Here is a 23,517-nt window from a genome sequence, read left to right as displayed (position 1 = left end):
CGCCGGGCGCTCTACCGCTCGCGGCCATGACCACCACCCGCTTCGCCCCTTCGCCGACCGGCCGGCTGCACGTCGGCAATATCCGCACCGCGCTCCACAACTGGATGCTGGCGAAGAAGGCCGGCGGGCAGTTCATCCTGCGGATCGACGACACCGATGCCGAGCGCAGCCGCGAAGACTATGTCGATGCGATCCGCGCCGATCTCGCCTGGCTCGGCCTCGATTGGGACCGCGAGGAGCGCCAGTCCGCGCGGCTAGATCGTTACGAGGCGGCGTTTGCCGCGCTGCGGGCGGCGGGGCGGATCTATCCATGCTACGAGAGCGCGCAGGAGCTCGAGGTCAAACGCAAGATCGCGCTCGGGCGCGGCCTGCCGCCGATCTACGACCGCGCTTCGCTGAAGCTGACGGAAGCTGACCGCGCTGCGAAGGAGGCTGAAGGCATCGCGCCGCACTGGCGCTTCCTGCTCGATCATGCCGAGCCGATCCAGTGGGAAGACGGTATTCGCGGCACGCAGAAATTCGATGCCGCGCAGCTCTCCGATCCGGTGATCCGCCGCGCTGACGGAACGTGGCTCTACATGATGCCGAGCGCGGTCGACGACATCGATATTGGCATCACGCAGGTGCTCCGCGGCGAGGATCACGTCTCCAATACTGCCGTGCAAATTCAGATCTTTACCGCACTTTTTGCTGCGGGCTTTGCTGCGGCAGAAAGTGCAGCAAAAACGCTCCCCACCTTCGCCCACGAAGCGCTGCTTGTGGGGCGCGAGGGCAAGCTTTCCAAGCGACTGGGCTCGCTCGGCTGCGATGCTTTCCGCGAGCGGGGGATCGAGCCCGAGGCGATCATCGCGCTGCTGGCGCGGCTGGGGACGTCGCAGCCGGTTGAGCCGATCGCGGATCGTAACTTGCTGATTTCCAGCTTTGATCTGGCGCATTTCGGGCGGGCGCCGGCGAAGTTTGACGAGGAGGATCTCGAACGGCTCAACGCGGCGATTGTCCATCAGCTTCCCTTCGCCGCCGTGCAGCACCGCTTGCCCGGGGGCATGGACGAGGCCGGATGGCACGCGATCCGGCCCAATCTGGCGCACGTGGGCGAGGCGGAAAGCTGGTGGACGCTGGTCACCGGGCCGATTGTGCAGCCGGACTTCTCCAGCGAAGACAAGGCGTTTCTCGCGGAGGCCGCGGCGCTTCTCGCATGGGGCGATAATCCTTGGGGCGCGCTCACCAATGCGCTGAAGGAAGCGACGGGGCGCAAGGGCAAGCCGCTGTTCCTGCCGCTGCGGCAGGCGCTGACCGGCATGGACCACGGCCCCGACATGGGCGAGCTCTTGCCGCTGATCGGCGAGGCCGAGGCGCGCGCACGGCTGGCACAGGCTGCCCGTTGATAGGTCAGTGTTCCACGTGGAACACGGGTCTACGGGGGGTCTAGAGGGGGTCTAGGGCAAGCCTAGCCGCGCCAGCCGATCGACAAGAACACGTTGCGCGGCGCGCCCGGATCGAACCCGCCGCCCCCGCCCGGCCGCACGCGCCCGGCATAGTCCTCATCGAGCAGGTTGTTCACCCCCGCGCCGATCGTGAACCCGCCCGCCACCGGCCATTCGACCGAGGCATCGAGAACCTCGTAACCCGGCAGGAAGAAATCGGCGACGTTGTTGTCCGCCCCCTGCTGGTCGCCGACCGAGGTGAAGGTCAGCGCCGCCCGCGCGCCATCCTTGCCCATCCACGCCAGCGTCGAGCGGAGCAGGTGCTCTGGCGCATATTGCGGGGTGAAGCCATCCGCCGCACCATCGGTGAAATCGGCATCGAGCAGTTGCAGGTTGGTCGACAGGCGCAGGGTATTGTCCCCCTTGGCGATCCCGTCCGGTCCGATCAGATCCAGCCGTACCGCCAGATCGACGCCCTGGTTGCGCATTGATCCGACATTCTGCCGCCGCGCGCCGCCAGCGCCCACCGCACCGAAGGGCGGGGCTGCGACCAGCGGGCCGGCGAGGAAACCGACCTGGTTTTCGAATTCGACCCGGAACAGGCTCGCATCGATCCGCAGCGGGTCTGCCGGTTCGGCCTGAAGCCCGCCTTCGATCGTGAAGGCGTAGGAGGCATCGAAGGTGCCCGCCGCATCGATCCCGGCCTGGAAGGTCACGCCGTCATTATAGAGCAGCGGCTTGAACCCGCGGCTGGCATTGGCAACGAAGCGCAGGTTGTCACCCGCGTCCCATGTTATCCCGATCCCGTAGAGCGGCACGGTCTGCGTGTCTTCGCGGTTGCCCAGCACCCCGTTGGCCCCGCCCGGCGCGCCGCCGGTGGCGCTGCCGAGGCTGAGGTCGAGCGTTTCGACCACGCGCTGGCGCAGGCGTTCCAGCCGGAAGCCGGGGACGATCTGCACATCGCCGAAGCCGAGCTTCACCTCGCCGAACACCGCCAGCGTATCGCCGCTGCGCTGCGCGCGGGCGAGTGCGCCTGCGCTGCCGGTGAAATCGGCATTGCTCGCGCCCTTGTCGACGAACACCGGCGCATCCGACGTGTGGCCGAGCACGCCGATGGTGAGGCTGTGCTGGCTCTGCCCGCCGAAATCATGGCGCGCGCGCAGATCGATCCCGGCGGTGTCGAACACCTGCAACTGGCGCACCAGCACGTTGGCATAGGGCGTCACCTGCCCAAAACTGCCGCCGGCCTGCCGCCAGCTTTCGCGCTCGAAGCGGCTGTAGAAGGCGCGGGCGGTGACCTGCGTCTGATCATCCACCTGCCAGTCGAGCGCCAGCGTCGGGGCGAAGCGTTCGATCCGCAGCCGGTCACGCGCGGTCGATCCGTCGCGCCGGTCGGCTGCAAGGCGGGCAGCGGAAAGCCCGCCGGGTTCGCCGAAACGGCCCTGATAGTAATCCAGCGCCAGCGTGAGCGTTGCCGCATCGCCGATGTAATGGCCGCGCAGCCGCGCCGAGGTCTGTTCGTGATCGCTGTTCACGCGGCGCGGGCCGTCGCCCTCGGAATACTGAATGAAGCCATCGGCGGCGAATTGCCCGTCGGACACAGCGACATTAGCGAGGCCCGAGCGCGCGTCCCAGCTGCCGAGCGTGAGGCGCGCCTGGCCTTCGGCGCCTTCCTCGCGGCGCGGCCCGCGCATCACGTAGTTGATCGCGCCGCCCGGCTGCGGCCCATAGAGCAGGCCCGATGCGCCGCGGATGAATTCAACCCGGTCGACCAGCTCGAGCGGCGGGATGAAATAGCCCGCAGGGTAGGAATACATGTCGGGCACAGCGGGCACGGCATCCTGCAGCGTGAGGATGTTCCAGCTTTCGTGCGGCTCGCCCAGCCCGCGATAGGACAGCGAGGCCCACGACCCGTTCGAGACTTCCGAGACAAGCAGGCCCGGAATGTCCGCCAGCGCCACGCGCAGGTTGCGCGAGGGGACGGGGGGAATGTCGCCCAGCACCGCGATATCGCCAAGCTTGCCGGCGAAGATCAGCGTGCCCGATTCGTCGGGCAGGCGGTCATCGCTGCGACCGGCGGTGACGATGATCGAGGTCGCCCCGCCGGGGTTGGCGCTATCCGGCGCGCCCGTGCTTTCCGCCGGCGCTTCGGCCGCCAGCGCGGGGGCGGCGGCAGAGGCGAGCAGCAGGGCTATCAGCGAACGGGCAGGCAGGACGGGCGAGGGCATGGAGGCTCCGCAAAGGGATGAATCGCTGCTCGCCTTTCCTGTTATTGCAAATCATTGTCAACATCTGAAAGCAGGTCTGGCTGCCTTTCCGGACGGCCCATACCGCGCGCAAGGCTTCAGGCTCGCCTGCTCCGAAGGCAGGGCGGCCGAGGCGCACCAACACTGCTTCCGCCCCCGACCGCGCCGCTCTGGCATCGGCGAGGCTGACGTCCGCATATCGGCCCATTGAAGGCCGTTTCTCGATGCCATGGATGCGATGCTTCCAGCGCCACAGGTTCAAGCCGCTCTGCGACTTTCGAGCTTCAACACTCGAACCAATCCGTAACAGCAAATCGTTGCAAACACGCTGAGTAGACCGTCTATTTGACGACTTACTCAACGATTTCAATGTGATGGTGCCCAGAAGAGGACTCGAACCTCCACGCCCTTGCGAGCGCCGCCACCTGAAGACGGTGCGTCTACCAATTCCGCCATCTGGGCACGGATCGCTTCCGGACATCGGTGCCGGAGGCTGGGTAGGGGCGGGCCAATAGCGGGCGGTTGGGGGCGCTGTCAATGCAAACCTTGCCGGGTTTCTCGCCGAGCTGAAACGGGTGTTCGAACTGAGCCCCACAGCCTTCGGAAGTCGCCATTACGCCCGCGGTAGCGCATTGCGCCCCTTGCTTGCTTGCGCGCATTGACGCAAAGCGCTGGCACCATCACGGCAGCCATCAAGAGCAATCGGAACCATGCCCATTTCCTCCCCGCTTTCCGGCCAGCATGTCACGATTTTCGGCGGCAGCGGCTACATCGGCAATTATGTCGCGCAGGCGCTGCTCGAGCGCGGCGCGCGCATCCGGCTGGCCAGCCGCGCGCCTTACAAGGCGCAAGGGCTGAAGCCGCTCGCCAACCTTGGCCAGTTGCAGTTCATGCCCTGCGACATCACCCGCGAAGATCACGTCGCCGCCGCGCTGGACGGGGCGAGCCACGTGGTCAATCTGGTCGGCGCGTTCGGCGGTGATCTCGCCAAGCTGATGGGCGAGGCACCCGGCGCCATCGCGCGGCTGGCCGCCGCGAGCGGCGTTGTCAGCCTGGTCCATGTCAGCGCGATCGGCGCGGATGCCGCCTCGTCCACTGCCTATCCGCGCGGCAAGGCGCTGGGCGAGGAGCGGGTGCTCGGAGCCTTCCCCAAGGCGACGATCCTGCGTCCCTCGATCGTGTTCGGCAAGGACGACAACTTCATCAACCTGTTCGCCGGGATGATCGAGATGCTGCCGGTGCTGCCGGTGTTCGGCCCGCAGGCGAAGCTCCAGCTGGTCTATGCCGACGATGTGGCCGAGGCGGTAGCGGTGGCGCTTGAACACCCCGAACAGCACGGCGGGCACACCTACGAGCTGGGCGGGCCGGAGCAGCTCACTATGATGGAGATCCACCAGCGCATTGCCGCCGCGCAGGGACGCGACCGGCGCTTCATCGCGGTGCCTGATGGCCTGTCGGCGACCTTCGCTGCGCTGCCGTTGACCCCGATGAGCCGCGACCAGTGGACGCTGCTGAAGGCTGGCAATACCGTGGCCGAAGGCGCGCGCGGCCTTGCCGAGCTCGGCATCGAGGCCAAGCCGCTCGGCCTGTTCCTCGACAAGTGGATGCTGCGTTACCGCAAGCACGGCCGCTTCGGCGCCGCCAACGAGCGCGCCAAAATCCGTAGCGCTGCACGTTAGGGCCGAGGCCCCGCCGCAGCGTTACAGCGTGCTGTAAAGCGCCAGCAGATCGGCCTCGCCCTTGGCGGCAGCCTCGGCGTTGTAGGCCGGGCTATCCGGCACCATCCAGCCGTGGTCACCGGCATAGACCTCGACCTTGGCGGTGACCCCGGCGGCCTTGGCGGCGTCGGCAAAGGTCACCTTGTCCTGTGGCGCCTTGGCGTCATCGTCCTTTGCGACGGCGATCAGCAGGCCGGCATCGACCTTCCCGAGCAGCGCGTGCGGGCTCATCGGATTGTCAGGCCGCACCAGCCCGCCGCCGTGGAAGCTGGCGGCGGCCTTGATGCGCGAAGGCACGGCGGCTGCGCTCCAGACGGTGAACGGCCCGCCCATGCAATAGCCCTGCGTGCCGATGCCCTTGGCCTGATCGACGCCCTCCTGCCGGTCGAGCCAGTCGACAATCGCGGCGGCATCGCGCATGATCGCTTCGGCATTCAATTTGCCGCGCCACGGGCCGACCTTCTGGAAGCCGCCCCCCGCGATGAAGGCGGCGAAATCGGCGAACTGTTCGCCGGTCACGTCGCGGTAGTAGGGGTTCACCACCAAAACGGCATACCCCTCGCTCGCCAGCTTGCGCGCGATGTTGCGCTTGGATTCGCGGATGCTGGCGATGTCGGGCCACAGGATCACGGCGGGGTGATTGCCGCTTTCGGGCTGGACGAAGAGGCCGTCCATCGTCCCGTCGGCGGTAGCGAAGCTGACCCCGCGCTCCTTGAGGCCGGGGGCGAGGCTCTGGGCCTTGGTCACTGCCTCGCCCGAGGCGCAGGCAGCCAGCGCGGCCGCACCCGTCAACGCGCCGAACTGGCGGCGGTTGATCGTTGACTTGGCCCATTCGGCCAGCTTGCTTTCATCGCACATCGAAAACTCTCCTGTCGCCCCTCCGCAGTACAGATAGGCATGAGGGAGAGGCATGGACAAGCCCAGTGTGACTCGGCAACATGCCGCAAAAGAAAACGGGGAGAGCGGGATCAATGGACTTCAAGCGGTGGGCGGGCAGCGCTGCCCTGTTGCTTTCGGCAGGGATGCTGGCGAATTGCAGCCAGATTTTCGGCAGCGATGAGGGCGAGGGGATCACTACCGCGATGCTGGTGGGGGCGGATGACGATTCGGCCAACTGGATCAGCCACGGTCGCACCTATTCCGAACAGCGCTTCTCGCCGCTCGACAAGGTGAACACCGCCAACGTGGGCGAACTCGGCCTTGAATGGTTCGCCGATATGGACACCGCGCGCGGTCAGGAAGCGACCCCGCTGGTGATGGACGGCAATCTTTACCTCACCACCGCATGGAGCAAGGTGAAGGCTTTCGACGCCGCCACCGGCAAGCCGTTGTGGACCTATGATCCGAAGGTGCCGGGCGAAACCGCGGTCAAGGCGTGCTGCGATGTCGTCAACCGTGGACTTGCCGCGTGGGGTGACAAGCTGTTCTTCGGCACGCTCGATGGCCGCCTGATCGCGCTCGACCGCGATACCGGCGAAGTGGCGTGGGAAAAGGTCACCGTCGACCAGTCCAAGAGCTACACCATCACCGGCGCGCCGCGCGTGATCGATGGCAAGGTTATCATCGGCAACGGCGGGGCCGAGTTCGGCGTGCGCGGCTTTGTCGCCGCCTATGATGCCGAGACCGGCGAGCAGCTGTGGAAGTTCTACACCGTGCCCGAAGGCGGGCAGGGCGATGATGCGCCCGCCTATCTCAAAAAGGCGGCGGAAACCTGGAACATGGACGTGCTCGGCGCCAACGACGCGATCGGCGGCGGCGGCACGGTGTGGGATTCAATGGCCTACGATCCGGAGCTGGATCTGCTCTATATCGGCGTCGGCAACGGATCCCCCTGGAACCGCGCTTACCGCAGCCCCGGCAAGGACGGGACGGGCGAGGGCGACAACCTTTATCTTTCCAGCATCGTCGCGATCCGGCCCAAGACTGGGGAATATGTCTGGCACTACCAGACGACACCCGGCGAGACGTGGGATTACACCGCGACCCAGCACATCATCCTCGCCGACATGACCATCGACGGGAAGATCCGCAAGGTGCTGATGCAGGCGCCCAAGAACGGCTTCTTCTACGTGATCGACCGCGAGACGGGAAAGTTCATCAGCGCCAAGCCCTATGTGACGGTCAACTGGGCCTCCGGTATCGATCCCAAGACCGGCCGGCCGATTGAAAATCCCGAGGCCCGCGTCGACAAGACCGGCAAGCCCGCGCTGGTCACCCCCGGTGCGCTGGGCGGGCACAACTGGCACCCGATGGCCTACAGCCCGCGCGAAAACCTCGTCTATATCCCCGCGTTCGAGGCCGGGATGCTCTATGCGCCCGAAGCCAACTGGAAGCCCGACCGCGCACGCGGTTTCAATGTCGGCTTCAGCTTTGCCGGCGAATTGCCCGCGGATGGCGGCTTCAGGAAGCAAGCGGCCGGCACGCTCAAGGGGCGGCTGGTTGCGTGGGATCCGGTGGCGCAGAAGGCGCGCTGGACGGTCGAACATCCGGGGCCTTGGAACGGCGGCGTGCTGGCGACCGGCGGTGGCCTTGTCTTCCAGGGCACCACAGGCAGCGAGTTCAATGCCTATAATGCGGAAACCGGCGAGAAGCTGTGGAGCTTCGCCGCACAGACCGGCGTGGTTGCGCCGCCGGTGACCTACTCGGTGAACGGCGAGCAATATGTCGCGGTGCTGGCCGGCTGGGGCGGGGCCTATGCACTGACCGTTGATGGCGATCTCATCAAGCGCAAGGCACCGGTCCGCAACATCAGCCGCCTGCTGGTGTTCAAGCTTGGCGGCAAGGCGAAGCTGCCGACCGAACCTGCGCTGACCGATCTCCCGCTCGACCCGCCGCCGAGCACCGCTTCGCCGCAGGTGATCGCGCTGGGGCAGGCCAAGTTCGGCCGCTACTGCGCGGTGTGCCACGGGCCGGGTGCGGTCGGATCGACCGTGTTGCCCGACTTGCGCCGTGCCGGTTCGCTTGAAAGCGCGCAGGCATGGAACGCGGTGGTCGAGGGCGGCATCCTCAAGGATAACGGCATGGTGAGCTTCAAGGGTTCGCTGTCGAAGGACGAGATTGAGGCGATCCGCGCCTATGTGATCAAGCGTGCCAATGATGACAAGGCGCTCGAAGGGGCGCCGAAAGTCGCGCGCAAATGACCCGACCCGGTGATCCCCAGGACATCCGCAACTGGCAGCGGCGGCCCGACGGGATCACCACTTCGGGCAAGCTCGAAGCGCACGATCCCGCGCGGCTTGCCGCCATCGGCGTGCGCCATGTGGTGAATCTCGCGCTCGACAATCACCCCGAGGCGCTGGCCGATGAAGCCGCGCTGCTGGCGGCCGAGGGCATCGCCTATACGCATATCCCGGTGCCCTTCGACGCGCCCGGCGCCGATCATGTCGCAGCGCTCGAAGCGGCGCTGGCCGCGCATGACGGGCCGCATCACGTCCATTGCATCATGAACTGGCGGGTGACGGCGTTCTTCTACCTGCTCGACCGCGCGGCAGGGGTGCCCGAGCCCGAGGCGCGGGCGCGGATGGCCGCCGTCTGGAACCCGCTAGAAAGCGATGACGAGCGGGCGGCGCCCTGGCGGGCGCTGCTTGGCGGTTAGCTCGCGAAGAAGTTCAGTTCGAGCAGCACGTTGTTGGGATCGGCGGTGAAGATCTGCCTGAGGCCGATGCTGCTCAGATCGTTGATCCGGTAATCGGCGCCCCGCTCATCGAGCCGCGCCTTCACCTCGTCGAAATCCCCGCAACGCAGCGCGACATGGTGGATCGCGCCGGTCTCGCTGCCGGGCGCCACGTCGCGGTCAAACGCGCGCGGGCAATCGACCGAATTGAGATGCAGGATCGCGCTGCCCGCGTGGTCATACATCCAGCGCACCTGATGCGGCGGCAGCGGCGGCGGGCCGTCGCGCTCCTCCAGATCGAGCAGTTCGGCATAGAACCGTGCGGTCTCGACGAGCCGGTCGGTGATGATGTTCACATGGTCGAGGCGCTGGACGATCATGGGGCGGATTGTGCCGTGCTTGCGTGCCTCGCACACCTGCGAAAAGCGCCTAGCCCCTGAACACCACCGTGCGGTTGCCGTTCATCAGCACCCGCTCCTGCGCGAACAGGCGCACCGCTTCGGCGAGCACGCGGCGTTCGATGTCGCGGCCCTTGCGGACGAGGTCTTCGGGGCTGTCGGCATGGGTGATGCGCTCGACATCCTGATGGATGATCGGGCCTTCATCGAGATCGGCGGTGACGAAGTGCGCGGTCGCGCCGATGATCTTCACACCGCGCGCGTGGGCCTGATGGTAAGGCCGCGCGCCCTTGAAGCCGGGGAGGAAGGAATGGTGGATGTTGATGCAGCGCCCGGCGAAATGCGCGGATTGCTCGTCCGAGAAGACCTGCATGTAGCGCGCCAGCACCACCAGCTCGGCTTCGGTCTGCTCTGCCAGCGCGCGGAACTGCGCCTCGGCAGCTGGCTTGGTGTCGGGGGTGACAGGGGTGTGGTGGAATGGGATATCGCCGATATCCACCCGGATCGCGGCCTCGCGCGGGTGGTTGGAGACGATCGCCACCACCTCGATCGGCAATTCGCCGGTGCGGCAGCGGTAGAGCAGATCGACAAGGCAATGGTCGAACTTGCTGACGAGGATGATGGTGCGGCGCGGGCGATCCTCGCGCGCCATCTTCCATTCCATCCCGAACTCGCTCGCCAGTGTTGCGAAATCTTCGCGCAAGCCCTCTGCGGTCGAACCATCGGGGTCGAACACCACGCGCATGAAGAACCTGTCGCTCCCGCCCGCTTCGGCGCGGTCGTTGAACTGCTGCGCGTCGAGGATATTGCACCCGCGCGCGAACAGGAACCCGGTGACCTGCGCGGTGATGCCGGGCCGGTCGGGGCAGGCCAGCGTAAGGATCAGCGGGGCGGCCATTCTATCGGGCCAGCGCCGCCTCGCACTGGCTCATCAGCTCGGCGATGATATCGGCGGCGGGTTCTTCCTTGGTGACCATGCCGACCGACTGGCCTGCCATGACCGAGCCATTCTCGACATCGCCCTCGATCACCGCGCGGCGCAGGGCGCCTGCCCAGAAGTGTTCGATCTGGAGCTGCGCTTCGCCCATGTCGACTTCGCCCGCATCGAGAAGCGCGGCGACTTCGCGCTGCTTGGCGGTGAATTCCTCGGTGCCCTTGTTCTTGAGCGCGCGCACCGGGATCACCGGGAGGCGCGGATCTACCTGCACGGAAGCGACGGCTTCACGGGCCGAGGCGCGGAAGAAGGCCTTCTTGAAATCGGGGTGGGCGATGCTCTCGGTCGCGCAGGCGAAGCGGGTGCCGAGCTGCACGCCCGCCGCGCCCATTTCGAGGTAACTCGCGATCGCCTCGCCCCGGCCGATGCCGCCCGCGACGAAGATCAGGTGATCGGCGCTGAGTTCGGGCAGGATTTCCTGCGCCAGCACCGAGGTCGAGACCGGGCCGATATGCCCGCCCGCTTCCATGCCTTCGATCACCAGCGCATCCGCGCCCGAGCGCAGCAGCTTCTTGGCGAGGGCGAGGGTCGGGGCGAAGCAGATCACCTTGATGCCGCTGTCATCGGCCTTGATCGCCTCGACAGAACCCTTGGGCGGGATGCCGCCCGCCAGCACCACGTGGGTGACGCCATGCTTGCGGCACACTGCGATCAGATCGAACAGCGCGGGGTGCATAGTGATTAGGTTTACGCCGAACGGCTTGCTCGTGAGCGCCTTGGTCGCTGCGATCTCGGTGTCGAGCAGTTCGGGGGTCATCGCCCCGCAGGCGATCACGCCGAACCCGCCCGCGTTGGAGATGGCGGCGACGAGGTTGCGCTCGGACACCCAGCTCATCGCGCCGCACAGGATTGCGGTCTCGCAGCCGAGGAAGTCGGTGCCACGCTTCATCATCGCGGCTGTCTTGGGATAATGGTTCATGGGCCGCGCGCTTAGTCTGCCTTGGAGGAATAGACAATCCGCACGGCACTGGCGGCCTGTTTGGCGAGGTCGACTGCGGCGGGCGCGTCACCCGCGCGGGCCAGCGCCACGCCCATGCGGCGATAGGGCCGGGTGACCGGCTTGCCGAAGATCCGCACATCGGTGTCGCCCATCGCCAGCGCATCGACGATGCCTTCGAAGGCGAAGTGCTCGCTCTCGCGGTCGGCAAGGATCACAGCCGAGGCGGCGGGGCGCGCGGCGATGCTCTCCGGCACCGGCAGACCGAGGATCGCGCGGGCGTGGAGATCGAATTCGGTGAGGTCCTGGCTGACCAGCGTGACCATGCCCGTATCGTGCGGGCGCGGCGAGAGTTCGGAGAAGATCACTTCCTCGCCCCTCACGAAGAACTCGACCCCGTAGAGCCCCCAGCCGCGTCCACCGCCTTGCAGCGCCATGACGACCTTGGCGGCCATGTCCTGCGCCTTGGCGAGCGCAGCGGGCGACATGGCGGCAGGCTGCCAGCTTTCGCGGTAATCGCCGCGTTCCTGACGGTGGCCGATCGGCGGGCAGAAGCTGATGCCGCCCCCGTTTTTGGCCGCGTGGCGCACGGTCAGCAGGGTGATTTCATAGTCGAAGGCAATGAACTGTTCGGCGATCACCCGCGCCCTGTCACCGCGCATATTGGCGACGGCATAGTCCCACGCCGCCTCCAGCGCTTCTGGCCCGTCAACCTTGCTCTGGCCCTTGCCCGACGAGGACATGACCGGCTTCATCACCAACGGATAACCGATCCGGGCCGCGATGGCCTCGCACTCGGCAAAGCTCTCCGCATAGCCGTATTGCGAGGTGACTAGGCCCAGCTCGCCCGCCGCCAGATCGCGTATCGCATCGCGGTTCATGGTGAGCTGCGCGGCGCGGGCCGAGGGGACGATGGTGAAGCCTTCGGCCTCCAGATCGGCCAGCACTTCGGTGCGGATCGCCTCGATTTCGGGCACGATCAGGTCGGGCCGGTGCTTCTCCGCTGCGGCCCGCAGCGCCGTGCCGTCGAGCATGGAGAACACCTCGCGCGCGTCGGCCACCTGCATCGCGGGGGCGTTATCATAGCTGTCACAGGCGATCACCCGCGCACCAAGGCGCTTGGCGGAAATGACGAATTCGCGGCCGAGTTCTCCCGAACCGAGCAGCAGGATGGTGGCAATGTGGCTCATGGGGGCGGTTTAGCCGCCCTGTCGCTCAAGTCCAGTTATGCGGCTCTGCGGTTGCCCGCCACGGCAACCCTACGTCCGCCCCCGGCGCGGGCCATGACGAGGCCGAGCTCTGCCTCGTGCAGGGTCCAGTCGACCGTGCATGCCACCCGCGCAAGCCCGGCACTGGCGGTCAGCTGCGGAGCCTTGGCCGAGACAGGGGCGGCGAGCGCGGAGAAGGTTTGCACCACCTCGTCCGCCCAGTCGCGCGCCGCGCGGGCGGGCAGGTCCGGCAGCAGCACGCCGAAGCGTTCGCCGTCGAGCTGTGCAAGTTCGTGGCCGGGGAGCGCCATCGTCTCGAGGAACTTGGCAAAGCCCCACGTCACATCGTCGGCGGCACGCTGGCCATAACGCAGCTGGAGCGCGCGCAGCCCGTCAACCGCCAGCACCGCGACCATTTGCCCGCCGCCCTTGGCAAGGTGCCGCCTGAGACTGGCGCAGAAGGCCTGGCGGTTGGCGAGGCCGGTCAGCGGATCGGTGACGGCGCGGGCGTGGAGCTCGCCTTCGAGGCTGCGGACCTGCTGCACCGAACGCATCAGGCACAGCGCGCCTTCGATGGCCCCGGCGGCGTCGCGCATCGGCCGCAGGCTCAGCGCATACCATCGCTGGCAGCGGGTTTCGCCGCAGGTGTCGCGTTCATCGCAGGCGATGACCGGAAACTCGATCCAGCCGCTCTGCGATTGCCCAGCCAGCCCGGTGGAAACGTGTGCGCCGACCAAGGCGGCGTGATCGGCGGCGGCGAGGTCGGTGATATGCGGCAGCAGCAATGTCGCGCCAGGATCGAGCCCGAGTTCGGCAACATTGGCGGAGGCATCAAGGATAAATCCGCGCTGGTCGAGTCTGAGAACGATATCGCCGGAAACTTCTTCAAGCAGCCCGTGCAGCACACGGCCGTCAAGTCCACTCAAACCAACATTCATACCGACTGCGCCCCCGCGGTCTAACGAAAAACGGGCCACTCGAATTTCATCAAGATTAGCTGAAAACTAACAGATTCCGCAGGTTTGATTAAATACTGCCTATATTATATCTGAGAAATCTATATTTCGTTAGTTTTATTAACTTACTTGTATAAAATACGAATCACCTTCTGGTTATGTTTACCATATTTTCGAAATCGCACAGTCGTTCCATAGGTAATGCATACGATAGGTAACCGCGCGGGGCGCCGGGAATTTTGCGTTCGTTAGAGTTCGACCATGATCCTGACGCGTGCCGGAGGGGTGGCACAGGCCTGTGCGATGCGGAGGCGACATTCCTCGATTACTGCGCTCATGCCCTCGTCCGGCGCGGGTGCGGCGACGATCTCTTCGGTCGCAACGCCGAGCGCCGCTGCGATCGCATCGATGCGTTCGGGCAGGGGGCGGGCCTTGCCCTTTTCCCATGCCCACACCGTCGGCTTGCTGACTCCGAGGCGGGCGGCGATATCGGCTAGTGTCAGCCCCGCTTCGCGCCGCAGCCGGTTGATCCGAACGCCCAGCACTTCGCCTGTCTGCGAACTGCTGATGCCCGGAGTGGCCGGGCGTTCGCGCGCCGAGGATTGCAGCTGCGCCGCCGCCAGAGCGGCCGGTCCCAGCGCCTGTTCAAAGGCGCAGCCGTAAAGCCGCTCGCTACGCCATACGATCATCGCGGTGACGAGGCCGGCTTCGGGCAGATCAAGCGCCAGCCGATCGCCTTCGCGTAGTTCCAAAGCGGTTTCGATCAACAGTCCGGCGGCCGAGATATTATGGATGACGACATTGGCCGCGCCCCCATCCGGCCCCAGCCCGCTGGTTTCCAACCGCAAGGCCTGACGCGGCGTGCCGCGCTGGCCAGCCCCGGTCTGCGCCGGATCGATATGGGCCTTGATCGCCATGGAATGCGCCTTTCGCTCGCGGGGAGGAGAGCGCGCACAGTCTGGCTCCAAAGGTAAAGCCGGGGTAACCTAACATGGTTAACCCGGCAAAAACGGACGAACGGTCAGCTAACCGCGTCGAGCCCGTAGGCGGTGTGCAGCACGCGCACCGCGAGTTCGGTTTCGTCCTCGTCGATCATCACGCTGATCTTGATCTCGGAGGTCGAGATCGCCTGGATGTTGATGCCGCGTTCGGACAGCGCCCGGAACATCGTGCTGGCAACGCCCGCGTGGCTCTTCATCCCCACGCCGACGACAGAAATCTTGGCGATCTTGCTGTCGGTGATGATGCGGTTGAAGCCGATTGCATCGCGGCGGTCTTCCAGCAGTGCCTGCGCGCGGGCGAGGTCGGACTGGGGGACAGTGAAAGTCACGTCGGTCTCGCCCTTGTCGCGGCCGACGTTCTGGATGATCATGTCGACATTGATCGAGGCTGCGGCGAGCGGCTCGAAGATGTTCGCCACCGCGCCCGGACGGTCGGGCACGCGGGTGAGGATCACCTTGGCCTCGTTCTTGTCATGCGCGATGCCGGTCACAAGCTGGCGTTCCATCAGGCCCTTCTCCACCAATTCGTCCATTTCCTCATCCGAGACGATCATTGTCCCGGGCAGATCGTCGGCAGGCGGTGCGCCTTCGCCGATGAAGCTCGAAAGCACCTGCACCCGCACCTTTTCCTTCATGGCAAGGCCGACCGAGCGGGTCTGGAGCACCTTGGCACCAACGGATGCGAGTTCGAGCATTTCTTCGTAAGTCACCGCCTTCTGCTTCTTCGCCTTTGCGACGATGCGCGGGTCGGTGGTGTAGACGCCATCGACATCGGTATAGATATCGCAGCGGTCCGCCTTGATCGCGGCCGCGACCGCCACCGCCGAAGTGTCCGAGCCGCCGCGCCCCAGCGTGGTGACGCGATTGTCTTCCGAAAGCCCCTGAAAGCCCGGAATCACCGCGATCTCGCCCGCTTCCATCGAGGCGATCAGCGCTTCGGAATCGATCGATTCGATGCGCGCCTTGGCGTGGGCTTCGATGGTGTTGATCGGCAATTGCCAGCCGAGCCAGCTGCGCGACTTGCAGCCGAGCGCTTGCAGGGTCAGCGCGAGCAGCCCGCTGGTGACCTGTTCGCCGCTGGCGACGACCACGTCATATTCGGCCGGATCGTAAAGCGGATTGGCCTCGCGGCAGAAGTTGACCAGTCGATCGGTCTCGCCAGCCATGGCGCTGACCACGACGGCGACCTGATCGCCGCGAGCGGCCTGCGCGCGCACTATATTGGCGACGCGGCGGATGCGCTCCGTCCCGGCCATCGAGGTGCCGCCGAATTTCATCACAATGCGAGCCAAGGCGCCAAAGCTCCTGCTGGTGAGTGTTCGCGCGCGCTGTTAGGGTGGGTTTATGGGAAACGCAAACGTATCGAATGTAACTATCCGCCCCGAGGAAGCCGATTTCTTCGCCGGGCTGGCGCGCGACTGGTGGAATCCCAAAGGCCCGATGGCGAGCCTGCATCAGGTGAACCCGGTGCGGCTGGCCTTTATGCGGGACGCGATCGACGCGCATTGGCCGGCTGCAGCGGCTTCGGCCAAGCCGCTCGCGGACAAGGCGGCCCTCGATATCGGTTGCGGGGCAGGGCTGGTGTGCGAGCCGCTGGCGCGGCTGGGTGCTGCGGTGACGGGGGTCGATGCGGCGGCGGAGAATGTTGCCGCAGCCAGCGCCCATGCCGAGGCGATGGGCCTTGATATCCGTTATATGGCGGGCGAGGTGGGGGGCCTTGATATAGGCACCTTCGACCTAGTCACCTGCGTGGAGGTCATCGAGCACGTCGCCGACAAGAGCGCCTTTCTGCGCGATGTGGCAGCGCGTCTGGCACCGGACGGATTGCTGGTGATGTCCACCCCCAACCGCACCACCGCTTCGCGCCTGCTGCTGGTCGGCGCGGCGGAGGCGGTGGGCTATGTCCCCAAGGGCACGCACCATTGGGACGATTTCATCACGCCCGAGGAGTTCGAAGATCTGCTCGCCGATGCAGGGCTAAGCGTGACCGCGATGCGCGGCATCGCGTGGCGACCGGGCAAGGGGTTGCACCTGTCGGATGATATGGCGCTCAATTACATCCTCAGCGCGCGGCGTGCTTAGGGGCAGGTCCGCCCCTTCAGCCGGCCATCGCTGAACACCCCCGCAACGCCGGCCGCCTTGAGCAGCGCGGCGAGCTTCACGTCGCCGCAGCCCCGACCCTTGGGATCATCACCCGTCCGCAGCATCGGGGGAGAAACTCGTTCTCCGGCCGCACTGTCCATGCGTGCACCGTCAGCCCCGCCGCCTTGGCGTCGGCCACCAGCGCGGTCGGGGTGCCATCGGGGTTGAGGACCAAGGCGACATGCGCGCCCACCGCGTCGGCATATTTGGCGATCTCGGCAAGGCCGGTGGGGGTCACCATGTCGACATAGCGCATCGCGGGCTCGTCCGCCGGGCCATCCTCGGGCTTGACCAGTTGCACCAGCTTGAACCCGCCACCGCGCTGCTTGAGCCGCTGGAGCGGCGCGATCTCGAAGCTCTGGATGAACACCGGATCGGTGGGCGTAATGCCGAGCGTACGGAATTCGCGCAGCACCAGATCGACCATGTCGATGCCGGAATCCTGCAACAGGAATTCTGGGTGCTTGAGCTCGGGATACAGCCCGATGCGGCGGCCGGTTTCGGCCTCCTTTGCGCGCACCAGCTTCACGATCTCGGCGAAGGTCGGCACCTGATACAGCCCGTCGAACCGCGCATTGGCCGGGCGCAGCGAAGGGATGCGTTCCTTGGCGCGCAGGCTTCGCAGTTCGGCGAGGGTGAAGTCCTCGGCGAACCAGCCCGCGACCTTCTGCCCGTCGATCGTCTTGTCGCGGCGACGATCCTCGAACTCCTCACGGGAAGCGACATCGGTGGTGCCCGACAGCTCGTTTTCGTGGCGTGAGACCAGCACCAGATCCTTGGTCACGACCAGATCGGGCTCGATGTAATCGGCGCCCTGATCGATCGCGCGTTCATAGGCGGCGAGGGTGTGTTCGGGCCGTTCGGCACTCGCACCGCGGTGAGCGATGATCAGCATCTCGCCATTCTGCGCGCCTGCCGGTGTGGCGGCCAGCAGTAGCGTGGCAAGGATCAGGCGAGGCTTAGTCATTCATCGCTCCTATCGCGGCGCGTGCGGCGGCCAGCCGTTCGTCACCTTGCCCGGAAATCCGAACGAAGGGCACCCCGGCATCCTCCAGCACCTGCGCCACGATCCTTGCAAACCGGTGACGGTCGGCCGGATCGCTGAAAAAGCGCGTGCCATCATCAACCCACGGCAGGTCGGGTTCGAGCAGGAGGTAGAGATCGGCCCGGGGCGCAGTCATCAGTTCGGCGGGACGTTCGCCCAGCAGCATCTCGCACCATGCTGCGGTCATCAAGGCATCGGTATCGACCAGCAGGAGGGGCCCCGCCCATTCGCTCGCAGCGGCGATCATTGCCTGTTGCGCGCGTCCGATGAGGAGCAAGTCATCACGGCTGAGCGGACCGCGATGCACCTCGCAATGGCTGCGGCCATATTCACCGACAGTGAGTGCGCCGGTCTCCTTGGCGAGCAGGGCGGCGAGGGTCGTCTTGCCGGTGCTTTCGGCCCCGTGGAGGCAGATGGTGCGGCGGTAATGCGTCTGCACCGGCTGCGGCAGATAGGCCCAATGCGCCGCCGGATCGGCCCGCACCGCGCTGGCGGACAAGCCCGCCACGGGATCGTCCGAGAGGCCCAGCATACGGCCCCCGAGCGGCACGAAGAAGCCGCCGACCTGCCGGGCGAGCTCTGCGCCGTAATCCTCTCCGGCAAAGATATAGTCGATCGGCTCGGGGTGCGCTGCGGCCACGATACCGCGCCAGATCGGCCAAAAATCGGCGCTGTCCTCCGGGGTCTGCGGCACCACGTCGCCATGCCCCATGATCCGGCAATCGGGGGCGAGTTCGCGCATCCATTGGAGCCGCGTTTCGCCGGGGATCGGATCATCGGGAAGCCAGCACACCAGCACGGTAAGCTCGTCCACCAGCGCCCGGGCGGCGCGGATCAGCGCCATGTGTCCGGCGTGGGGCGGCATGAACTTGCCAAGAAGGAAGCCGCGTTTCGTCACGCTTCGATCGCCTCGCCGGAGCGCGCGGCCTTGGCCCAGGCGATCAGTCCGGCTGTCGCCAGCACGAGGAAGGCCACGTAGAGACCAGCGGTGAAATAGAGCTCGCGGTTGATGTAGACCGCCACCGACAGCACATCGATCGCGATCCACAGCGCCCAGTTTTCCACCCGGCGCATCGCTAGCAGCACCTGCGCGACAACGCTCGCGCCGGCGATGGTCGCGTCGGCATAGGGCAGCACGGCATCGGTCCAGCGGGCCATCGCCCAGCCGATGCCGATGCTCGATCCGGCCACCAGCACCAGCGAGCCCGCGCGCGCGTGCCAGCCCATCCATTCGACCTGCACGCTGCGGCTGAGCCCGCCGGCGCGCGCCCACAGCCACCAGCCCCAGCCCTGCACAACGAAGAAGAACACCTGCAGCCACGCCTCGCCGTAAAGCCGCGCGTCGTGGAAGATGACGAAATAGAGCGCCACCATCGCCATTCCGAAGGGGTAGTTCCAGATCGAACGCCGCACCAGCAGGCCGATATTGGCCAGCCCGAGCACGACGGCGATGATCTCCAGCGGGTTCATCGGGGTGAGGGTCAGCCGAGCGCGGCGACCCATTCGTCCGGCTTGAAGCCGACCAGCAGACCGCCGTCGTGCTCGACAATGGGCCGCTTTATCACCGAAGGGTTGGCTGCGAGCAGGGCCGGGGCGCTCTCGGCACCGGCGGCGCGGGTCTTGTCGTCATCCGACAGCGCGCGGTAGGTCGTGCCCTTGCGGTTCACCACCAGATCGAGGCCAGCCGCCGCGATCCAGCCGGCGATGCGGGCGGGATCGGCACCTTCCTTCTTGTAATCGTGAAACACGTAAGGGTGGCCCTGCGTCTCGAGCCAGTCGCGCGCCTTCTTCACCGTGTCGCAGTTGGGAATGCCGTAGAGGTGAATGGTCATTGCGTTCTCCGTTCAGGGGCGCGGGCCAAGATGCGCGTCGGCAATCGCCACGGCAAGCGCGTCGGCTGCATCGCTTCCGGTGATGGCAACACCGGGTAGCAGCACCTGCACCATCGCGGCGACCTGCCCTTTTTCGGCAGAACCGGTCCCGGTGACGGCCTTCTTCACGAGCCGCGCGGCGTGTTCGTTCACCGCCAACCCCGCCGCCCCGCAGGCTGCCAGCACCGCGCCGCGCGCTTGCGCCAGCTTCAGGGTCGATTGCGGGTTCTTGTTGACGAAGATTTCCTCCGCCGCCGCGCGGTCCGGGCGGTGCGCGGCGATCACCTCTGCGAGGCCCGCTTGCAAGGCCGCCAGCCGTTCGGCCATCGGGGCGGCCGGATCGGTCTTGATCTGGCCATTGGCGATATGGCTGATCCGCGCGCCCTCGCTGCGGATCACGCCCCAGCCGGTCGATGACAGCGAGGGATCAAGGCCGAGGATGATCAGCCCAGCTTCTCCATCACCGCGTCGGAAATCTCGTAATTGCCCCACACGGTCTGCACGTCATCGTCATCGTCGAGCGTGTCGATCAGCTTCATCAGCGTTGCGGCAGTCTCTTCATTGACGTCGACCGTCAGGACCGGTTTCCACGCCAGCTTCACATTGTCGGCCGGGCCGAGCACCTTTTCGAGCTCGCCCGCCACGCCGTGGAGCGCATCGGCGGCGGTCCAGATGGTGTGGCCGTCTTCCGAGCTTTCGACGTCATCCGCGCCCGCTTCGATCGCGGCTTCGAGCATCTTTTCTTCATCGCCCGCAGCGGCCGAATACTCGATCAGCCCGCGGCGCTCGAAGCCGTGCGACACCGAGCCTTCGCTGCCGAGGTTGCCGCCGTTCTTGCTGAACGCGGTGCGGACATTGGTAGCTGTGCGGTTGCGGTTGTCGGTCAACGCCTCGACGATCAGCGCGACGCCGCCCGGGCCATAGCCTTCGTAGCGGATCTCGATGTAATCCTCGCCGCCGGCCTGCCCGGCCTTGTCGATCGCGCGCTGGATGTTGTCCTTGGGCATCGACTGCGCGCGCGCCGCGTTCACCGCAAGGCGCAGGCGCGGGTTCATGTCGGGATCGGGCATGCCCATCTTAGCCGCCACGGTGATCTCGCGGGAAAGCTTGGAGAACATCGCCGCGCGCTTCTTATCCTGCGCGCCCTTGCGATGCATGATGTTCTTGAACTTGGAATGGCCTGCCATTGGACGAACTTCACCGGGATGTTTGAGATGTGAGCGCGGCCCTTACTCCGGCAGGCGCGCCGGGCGCAAGGGCGCGGATGGGCGATGACACCTGCCATCGCCCCGTGCCGGATCACGCGCGGCTAGCGGCGCGCGCAATTGCTCAAGCGAAGATGGGGCGGGTCAGATCCGGACTGCGGTGCCGCTGGCCGAGACCATCAGCATCGATCCGCTCGGCCCGATGACCTCGTAATCGAGGTCGATCGCAACCACAGCATTGGCCCCCAGCGTAGCGGCTTCGGCCTGCAATTCCTGAATCGCCTGATTGCGCGCGTCAGCCAGAATGCGCTCGTAGCTGCCCGAACGCCCGCCGACGATGTCGCGGATATTGGCGAACAGATCGCGGAACAGGTTGGCGCCGACGATCACCTCGCCGGTGACGATGCCGCAATATTCCTGGATCGGGCGCCCTTCGAGCGTCGGGGTGGTGCTGACGATTACGCCGCGCGAGTCTTTCCAGGGGGATGCCATTGCCGTGTCTCCTCACAAAACTGTGTTATTCAGATAACACGGCTTGGCCCGAGTTCAATGGCTTGGATTAGCCCATCCCGAGCGCGTTCTTGTAGGTTTCCAGCAGCATGTCCTGCTCGCTGCGGTCGTCGGGTTTCATCTTCCGCAGACGCACAATTTGGCGCATGATCTTGGGGTCATAGCCGACCGCCTTGGCCTCCATGTAGACATCGCGGATATCGTCGGCGATGCCCTTCTTTTCTTCTTCGAGGCGCTCGATCCGCTCGATCAGCAGGCGCAGGCGGTCATCGGTGGCGTCAGCCATTGGGGTCTCCATCGGAAAAGTGAGAATCGGTTGCTGGTGGCGATAGCCAGCCCGCCGCGCCGATTGAACCGCCGGAGCGAATTATTCCTGTGCGTTCTTCGCGACACTCGCATCCATGCGCGCGATCTGCTCGGGGGTGGCGGGGGTCTGGCGCGTCGCCTTCCACTCCGCGCTCGGCATCCCGTGGATCACTTCGCGCGCCGCTTCCTTGTCGCCCGGGTAGCCCGCATCGCGGATCCAGTCGGCAAGGCAATTGCGGCAGAACCCGGCGAGACCCATCAAATCAATGTTCTGCGCATCATGGCGATGGCGCAGGTGCCGCACCAGCCGGCGGAAGGCGGCGGCGGCCTGTGCGTCGTCGAGCATTTCGAGCGGATCGGCATTGCTATTCATCGCGGCTTTTCCTTGAGTTGAAATGCGCCTGTGCCATAGGCCACCTTCAAGAGGGATAGCTCATAATGTCACGACGCGATCAGTCACGGATCGACCCGCGCGGCCGCAAGGTCAAGATACTCGCCACCATCGGCCCCGCCAGCCGCTCGCCGGAGATGCTTGCCAAGCTGGTGCGCGCCGGGGCGGATGCCTTCCGGCTGAACATGAGCCACGGCGAACACGCCGATCACGAAGCCGCGATCCTCGCCATCCGCGCGCTGGAAAAGCAGCTGGCCCGCCCCATCGGCATTCTTGCCGACTTGCAGGGGCCCAAGCTTCGCGTCGGCACCTTCAAGGATGGCCAAGCGGTGATCCGCCACTCGGGCCACTTCATGCTCGATCGCGACCCCACCCCGGGCGATGAAAACCGCGTCTGCCTGCCACATCCGGAGCTGTTCGGGATCATGGAGCGCGGTCAGCGGCTGTTGATCAACGACGGCAAGATCCGCCTGAAGGTGCTGGAGGCGGACGAAGACCGCATCCTGTGCAGCGCCGAGGTTGGCGGAGTGATCTCGGATCGCAAGGGCGTCAACGTGCCCGATGCCGAAGTGCCGATCCCGGCGCTGACCGAGAAAGACCGCCGCGACCTCGCCTTTGCCACCGAGCACGGTGCGGACTGGATCGCGCTCTCCTTCGTGCAGCGGCCCGAGGATATCGCCGAAGCGCGCAAGCTGATCGGCAACCGCGGCACGGCGATCTGCGCCAAAATCGAGAAGCCTAAGGCGGTCGATCGCCTGGACGGCATTATCGAACTTGCTGACGGGATCATGGTCGCGCGCGGCGATCTGGGGGTCGAGCTCGAACCCTATGAGGTGCCGCCGCTCCAGAAGAAGATCGTCAATATGGCGCGCCGGGCGGGCAAGCCGGTGATCGTGGCGACGCAGATGCTCGAAAGCATGATCGAAAGCCCCTCTCCGACCCGCGCCGAGGTGTCCGACGTCGCCAACGCGGTCTATGACGGGGCCGATGCGGTGATGCTCTCGGCCGAAAGCGCGGCGGGTGCATGGCCGGAAGAATCAGTCGCCATGATGGATAGCATCGCGGTGCAGGTCGAACGCGACGAGGGTTACAAGGAACGGGTGCGCTTCCTCGATACGCCGCCCGATGCCACCACCTCCGACGCGCTGGCCCATGCTTGCATGACGATCGCCGATACCGTGCCGATCAGCGCGATCACGGTGTTCACTTCTTCCGGTTCTACCGCACGGCGGGTGGCGCGCGAACGGCCCGCGACCCCGGTGCTGGTGCTCACCCCTTCGACCCGCACCGCGCGGCGCATGGCGTTGCTGTGGGGCGCGCATGCCGTGGCGACCAAGGACATCGGCAGCTTTGAAGAGATGATCGGCAAGGGCAAGCGCATGGCGCTGCGCCACGGTTTCGGTGAGGCGGGCAGCAAGCTGATCGTGCTTGCCGGCGTGCCCTTCGGGACCCCGGGGGCGACCAACCTGCTGCATGTCGTAACCGTCACCGGCGACGAACTCGACAAGCACGCGGGATCATCCGCCCAGTGACGTGTCGGGTGCTTCAGCCG

At 66.0% G+C, this 23,517-nt stretch carries 23 protein-coding genes, 1 tRNA gene and 1 pseudogene; 6 read left to right on the top strand and 19 right to left on the bottom strand.

Annotation, left to right across the window (positions count from 1 at the left end):
• Positions 1-26: 26 nt before the first annotated feature.
• On the top strand, positions 27-1,385 hold the full coding sequence (gene gltX / locus BG023_RS00545) for a glutamate--tRNA ligase (protein WP_069308717.1): 1,359 nt from the start codon (positions 27-29) through the stop codon (positions 1,383-1,385).
• Between the two features lie 62 nt (positions 1,386-1,447).
• Here the strand turns inward: gltX and BG023_RS00540 are convergent, their stop codons facing one another.
• The gene (locus BG023_RS00540; protein ID WP_069308716.1) at positions 1,448-3,652 is read right to left on the bottom strand and encodes a TonB-dependent receptor family protein; all 2,205 of its coding nucleotides are present in this window, start codon (positions 3,650-3,652) and stop codon (positions 1,448-1,450) included.
• A gap of 393 nt (positions 3,653-4,045) precedes the next feature.
• Positions 4,046-4,132 (bottom strand) — tRNA-Leu (locus BG023_RS00535).
• A 248-nt stretch (positions 4,133-4,380) separates the two neighbouring features.
• On the opposite strand from BG023_RS00535, the gene BG023_RS00530 reads away from it, so the two are divergent.
• Entirely contained in the window at positions 4,381-5,349 is a 969-nt protein-coding gene (locus BG023_RS00530) for a complex I NDUFA9 subunit family protein (RefSeq protein WP_069308715.1), read from the top strand.
• Between the two features lie 21 nt (positions 5,350-5,370).
• Here BG023_RS00530 and BG023_RS00525 read toward each other — a convergent pair whose 3' ends face one another.
• Positions 5,371-6,246 (bottom strand): dienelactone hydrolase family protein, encoded by an 876-nt coding sequence (locus BG023_RS00525; RefSeq protein ID WP_069308714.1) that lies wholly within the window; start codon positions 6,244-6,246, stop codon positions 5,371-5,373.
• 113 nt (positions 6,247-6,359) lie between these two features.
• Between BG023_RS00525 and BG023_RS00520 the strand changes: the two genes are divergently transcribed.
• Both BG023_RS00520 and BG023_RS00515 read left to right on the top strand, forming a co-directional pair.
• The gene (locus BG023_RS00520) at positions 6,360-8,528 is read left to right on the top strand and encodes a PQQ-dependent dehydrogenase, methanol/ethanol family (RefSeq protein ID WP_069308713.1); all 2,169 of its coding nucleotides are present in this window, start codon (positions 6,360-6,362) and stop codon (positions 8,526-8,528) included.
• Positions 8,525-8,983, top strand: coding sequence for a beta-lactamase hydrolase domain-containing protein (locus BG023_RS00515; protein ID WP_069308712.1), 459 nt, complete (start codon positions 8,525-8,527; stop codon positions 8,981-8,983). Before BG023_RS00520 ends, BG023_RS00515 begins: the two co-directional genes overlap by 4 nt.
• On the opposite strand, the gene BG023_RS00510 is transcribed toward BG023_RS00515, so the two are convergent.
• The 7 genes from BG023_RS00510 to BG023_RS00480 form a co-directional block, all read right to left on the bottom strand.
• Complete coding sequence (locus BG023_RS00510) at positions 8,980-9,381, bottom strand: glyoxalase/bleomycin resistance/extradiol dioxygenase family protein (RefSeq protein ID WP_069311035.1); 402 nt, start codon at positions 9,379-9,381, stop codon at positions 8,980-8,982. The genes BG023_RS00515 and BG023_RS00510 overlap by 4 nt on opposite strands.
• A gap of 49 nt (positions 9,382-9,430) precedes the next feature.
• Positions 9,431-10,297 (bottom strand): formyltetrahydrofolate deformylase, encoded by an 867-nt coding sequence (purU, locus tag BG023_RS00505; RefSeq protein WP_069308711.1) that lies wholly within the window; start codon positions 10,295-10,297, stop codon positions 9,431-9,433.
• Position 10,298: 1 nt separating this feature from the next.
• Positions 10,299-11,312 (bottom strand): NAD(P)H-dependent flavin oxidoreductase, encoded by a 1,014-nt coding sequence (locus BG023_RS00500; protein ID WP_069308710.1) that lies wholly within the window; start codon positions 11,310-11,312, stop codon positions 10,299-10,301.
• An 11-nt stretch (positions 11,313-11,323) separates the two neighbouring features.
• Positions 11,324-12,520, bottom strand: a complete 1,197-nt coding sequence (gene purT / locus BG023_RS00495) for a formate-dependent phosphoribosylglycinamide formyltransferase (RefSeq protein ID WP_069308709.1) — start codon at positions 12,518-12,520, stop codon at positions 11,324-11,326.
• Positions 12,521-12,555: 35 nt separating this feature from the next.
• Positions 12,556-13,464: a GGDEF domain-containing protein gene (locus BG023_RS00490; RefSeq protein WP_190315789.1), complete on the bottom strand. Its 909-nt coding sequence runs from the start codon at positions 13,462-13,464 to the stop codon at positions 12,556-12,558.
• A gap of 278 nt (positions 13,465-13,742) precedes the next feature.
• Positions 13,743-14,411 (bottom strand): helix-turn-helix domain-containing protein, encoded by a 669-nt coding sequence (locus tag BG023_RS00485; protein ID WP_069308707.1) that lies wholly within the window; start codon positions 14,409-14,411, stop codon positions 13,743-13,745.
• 104 nt (positions 14,412-14,515) lie between these two features.
• Positions 14,516-15,787 carry an aspartate kinase gene (locus BG023_RS00480; protein ID WP_069308706.1) on the bottom strand — a complete coding sequence of 424 codons (1,272 nt, stop codon included), beginning with the start codon at positions 15,785-15,787 and terminating at the stop codon, positions 14,516-14,518.
• A 52-nt stretch (positions 15,788-15,839) separates the two neighbouring features.
• Here BG023_RS00480 and ubiG point away from each other — a divergent pair, with 52 nt between their 5' ends.
• Positions 15,840-16,577: a bifunctional 2-polyprenyl-6-hydroxyphenol methylase/3-demethylubiquinol 3-O-methyltransferase UbiG gene (ubiG, locus tag BG023_RS00475; protein WP_069308705.1), complete on the top strand. Its 738-nt coding sequence runs from the start codon at positions 15,840-15,842 to the stop codon at positions 16,575-16,577.
• Here the strand turns inward: ubiG and BG023_RS00470 are convergent.
• The 9 genes and pseudogenes from BG023_RS00470 to BG023_RS00430 form a co-directional block, all read right to left on the bottom strand.
• A pseudogene (locus tag BG023_RS00470) lies at positions 16,574-17,604 on the bottom strand (glycerophosphodiester phosphodiesterase family protein). The gene ubiG and the pseudogene BG023_RS00470 sit on opposite strands and share 4 nt — an antisense overlap.
• Complete coding sequence (locus BG023_RS00465) at positions 17,597-18,580, bottom strand: AAA family ATPase (protein ID WP_233993036.1); 984 nt, start codon at positions 18,578-18,580, stop codon at positions 17,597-17,599. Before BG023_RS00465 ends, BG023_RS00470 begins: the two are co-directional and overlap by 8 nt.
• Positions 18,577-19,185: a nicotinamide riboside transporter PnuC gene (gene pnuC / locus BG023_RS00460; protein WP_335673840.1), complete on the bottom strand. Its 609-nt coding sequence runs from the start codon at positions 19,183-19,185 to the stop codon at positions 18,577-18,579. Before pnuC ends, BG023_RS00465 begins: the two co-directional genes overlap by 4 nt.
• Positions 19,164-19,514, bottom strand: coding sequence for an arsenate reductase (locus BG023_RS00455; protein WP_069308704.1), 351 nt, complete (start codon positions 19,512-19,514; stop codon positions 19,164-19,166). Before BG023_RS00455 ends, pnuC begins: the two co-directional genes overlap by 22 nt.
• A 12-nt stretch (positions 19,515-19,526) precedes the next feature.
• A complete protein-coding gene (gene ruvC / locus BG023_RS00450; RefSeq protein ID WP_069311032.1) occupies positions 19,527-20,000 on the bottom strand; it encodes a crossover junction endodeoxyribonuclease RuvC in 474 nt (157 codons plus the stop codon).
• Positions 19,997-20,740, bottom strand: coding sequence for a YebC/PmpR family DNA-binding transcriptional regulator (locus BG023_RS00445; protein WP_069308703.1), 744 nt, complete (start codon positions 20,738-20,740; stop codon positions 19,997-19,999). Before BG023_RS00445 ends, ruvC begins: the two co-directional genes overlap by 4 nt.
• Before the next feature lie 162 nt (positions 20,741-20,902).
• The gene (locus tag BG023_RS00440; RefSeq protein ID WP_069308702.1) at positions 20,903-21,250 is read right to left on the bottom strand and encodes a heavy metal-binding domain-containing protein; all 348 of its coding nucleotides are present in this window, start codon (positions 21,248-21,250) and stop codon (positions 20,903-20,905) included.
• Positions 21,251-21,317: 67 nt separating this feature from the next.
• Positions 21,318-21,554, bottom strand: coding sequence for a DUF2312 domain-containing protein (locus tag BG023_RS00435; protein ID WP_069308701.1), 237 nt, complete (start codon positions 21,552-21,554; stop codon positions 21,318-21,320).
• A gap of 81 nt (positions 21,555-21,635) precedes the next feature.
• A complete protein-coding gene (locus tag BG023_RS00430; RefSeq protein WP_069308700.1) occupies positions 21,636-21,947 on the bottom strand; it encodes a DUF1244 domain-containing protein in 312 nt (103 codons plus the stop codon).
• Between the two features lie 65 nt (positions 21,948-22,012).
• On the opposite strand from BG023_RS00430, the gene pyk reads away from it, so the two are divergent.
• Positions 22,013-23,497 (top strand): pyruvate kinase, encoded by a 1,485-nt coding sequence (pyk, locus tag BG023_RS00425; protein WP_069308699.1) that lies wholly within the window; start codon positions 22,013-22,015, stop codon positions 23,495-23,497.
• The last annotated feature ends 20 nt before the right edge of the window (positions 23,498-23,517 follow it).

This window comes from Porphyrobacter sp. LM 6 (assembly GCF_001720465.1).
Classification (GTDB): Bacteria; Pseudomonadota; Alphaproteobacteria; order Sphingomonadales; family Sphingomonadaceae; genus Erythrobacter.
Note: the sequence above shows the minus strand (reverse complement) of the source record. Positions and strands in the feature narration are given on the sequence as shown.

Bases quoted from the DNA above. Each gene is read 5' to 3' on its own strand.
- gltX (WP_069308717.1), top strand. From the start codon at position 27: ATGACCACCACCCGCTTCGCCCCTTCGCCGACCGGCCGGCTGCACGTC.
- BG023_RS00540 (WP_069308716.1), bottom strand. From the start codon at position 3,652: ATGCCCTCGCCCGTCCTGCCTGCCCGTTCGCTGATAGCCCTGCTGCTC.
- BG023_RS00530 (WP_069308715.1), top strand. From the start codon at position 4,381: ATGCCCATTTCCTCCCCGCTTTCCGGCCAGCATGTCACGATTTTCGGC.
- BG023_RS00525 (WP_069308714.1), bottom strand. From the start codon at position 6,246: ATGTGCGATGAAAGCAAGCTGGCCGAATGGGCCAAGTCAACGATCAAC.
- BG023_RS00520 (WP_069308713.1), top strand. From the start codon at position 6,360: ATGGACTTCAAGCGGTGGGCGGGCAGCGCTGCCCTGTTGCTTTCGGCA.
- BG023_RS00515 (WP_069308712.1), top strand. From the start codon at position 8,525: ATGACCCGACCCGGTGATCCCCAGGACATCCGCAACTGGCAGCGGCGG.
- BG023_RS00510 (WP_069311035.1), bottom strand. From the start codon at position 9,381: ATGATCGTCCAGCGCCTCGACCATGTGAACATCATCACCGACCGGCTC.
- purU (WP_069308711.1), bottom strand. From the start codon at position 10,297: ATGGCCGCCCCGCTGATCCTTACGCTGGCCTGCCCCGACCGGCCCGGC.
- BG023_RS00500 (WP_069308710.1), bottom strand. From the start codon at position 11,312: ATGAACCATTATCCCAAGACAGCCGCGATGATGAAGCGTGGCACCGAC.
- purT (WP_069308709.1), bottom strand. From the start codon at position 12,520: ATGAGCCACATTGCCACCATCCTGCTGCTCGGTTCGGGAGAACTCGGC.
- BG023_RS00485 (WP_069308707.1), bottom strand. From the start codon at position 14,411: ATGGCGATCAAGGCCCATATCGATCCGGCGCAGACCGGGGCTGGCCAG.
- ubiG (WP_069308705.1), top strand. From the start codon at position 15,840: ATGGGAAACGCAAACGTATCGAATGTAACTATCCGCCCCGAGGAAGCC.
- pnuC (WP_335673840.1), bottom strand. From the start codon at position 19,185: ATGGGTCGCCGCGCTCGGCTGACCCTCACCCCGATGAACCCGCTGGAG.
- BG023_RS00455 (WP_069308704.1), bottom strand. From the start codon at position 19,514: ATGACCATTCACCTCTACGGCATTCCCAACTGCGACACGGTGAAGAAG.
- BG023_RS00445 (WP_069308703.1), bottom strand. From the start codon at position 20,740: ATGGCAGGCCATTCCAAGTTCAAGAACATCATGCATCGCAAGGGCGCG.
- BG023_RS00440 (WP_069308702.1), bottom strand. From the start codon at position 21,250: ATGGCATCCCCCTGGAAAGACTCGCGCGGCGTAATCGTCAGCACCACC.
- BG023_RS00435 (WP_069308701.1), bottom strand. From the start codon at position 21,554: ATGGCTGACGCCACCGATGACCGCCTGCGCCTGCTGATCGAGCGGATC.
- BG023_RS00430 (WP_069308700.1), bottom strand. From the start codon at position 21,947: ATGAATAGCAATGCCGATCCGCTCGAAATGCTCGACGACGCACAGGCC.
- pyk (WP_069308699.1), top strand. From the start codon at position 22,013: ATGTCACGACGCGATCAGTCACGGATCGACCCGCGCGGCCGCAAGGTC.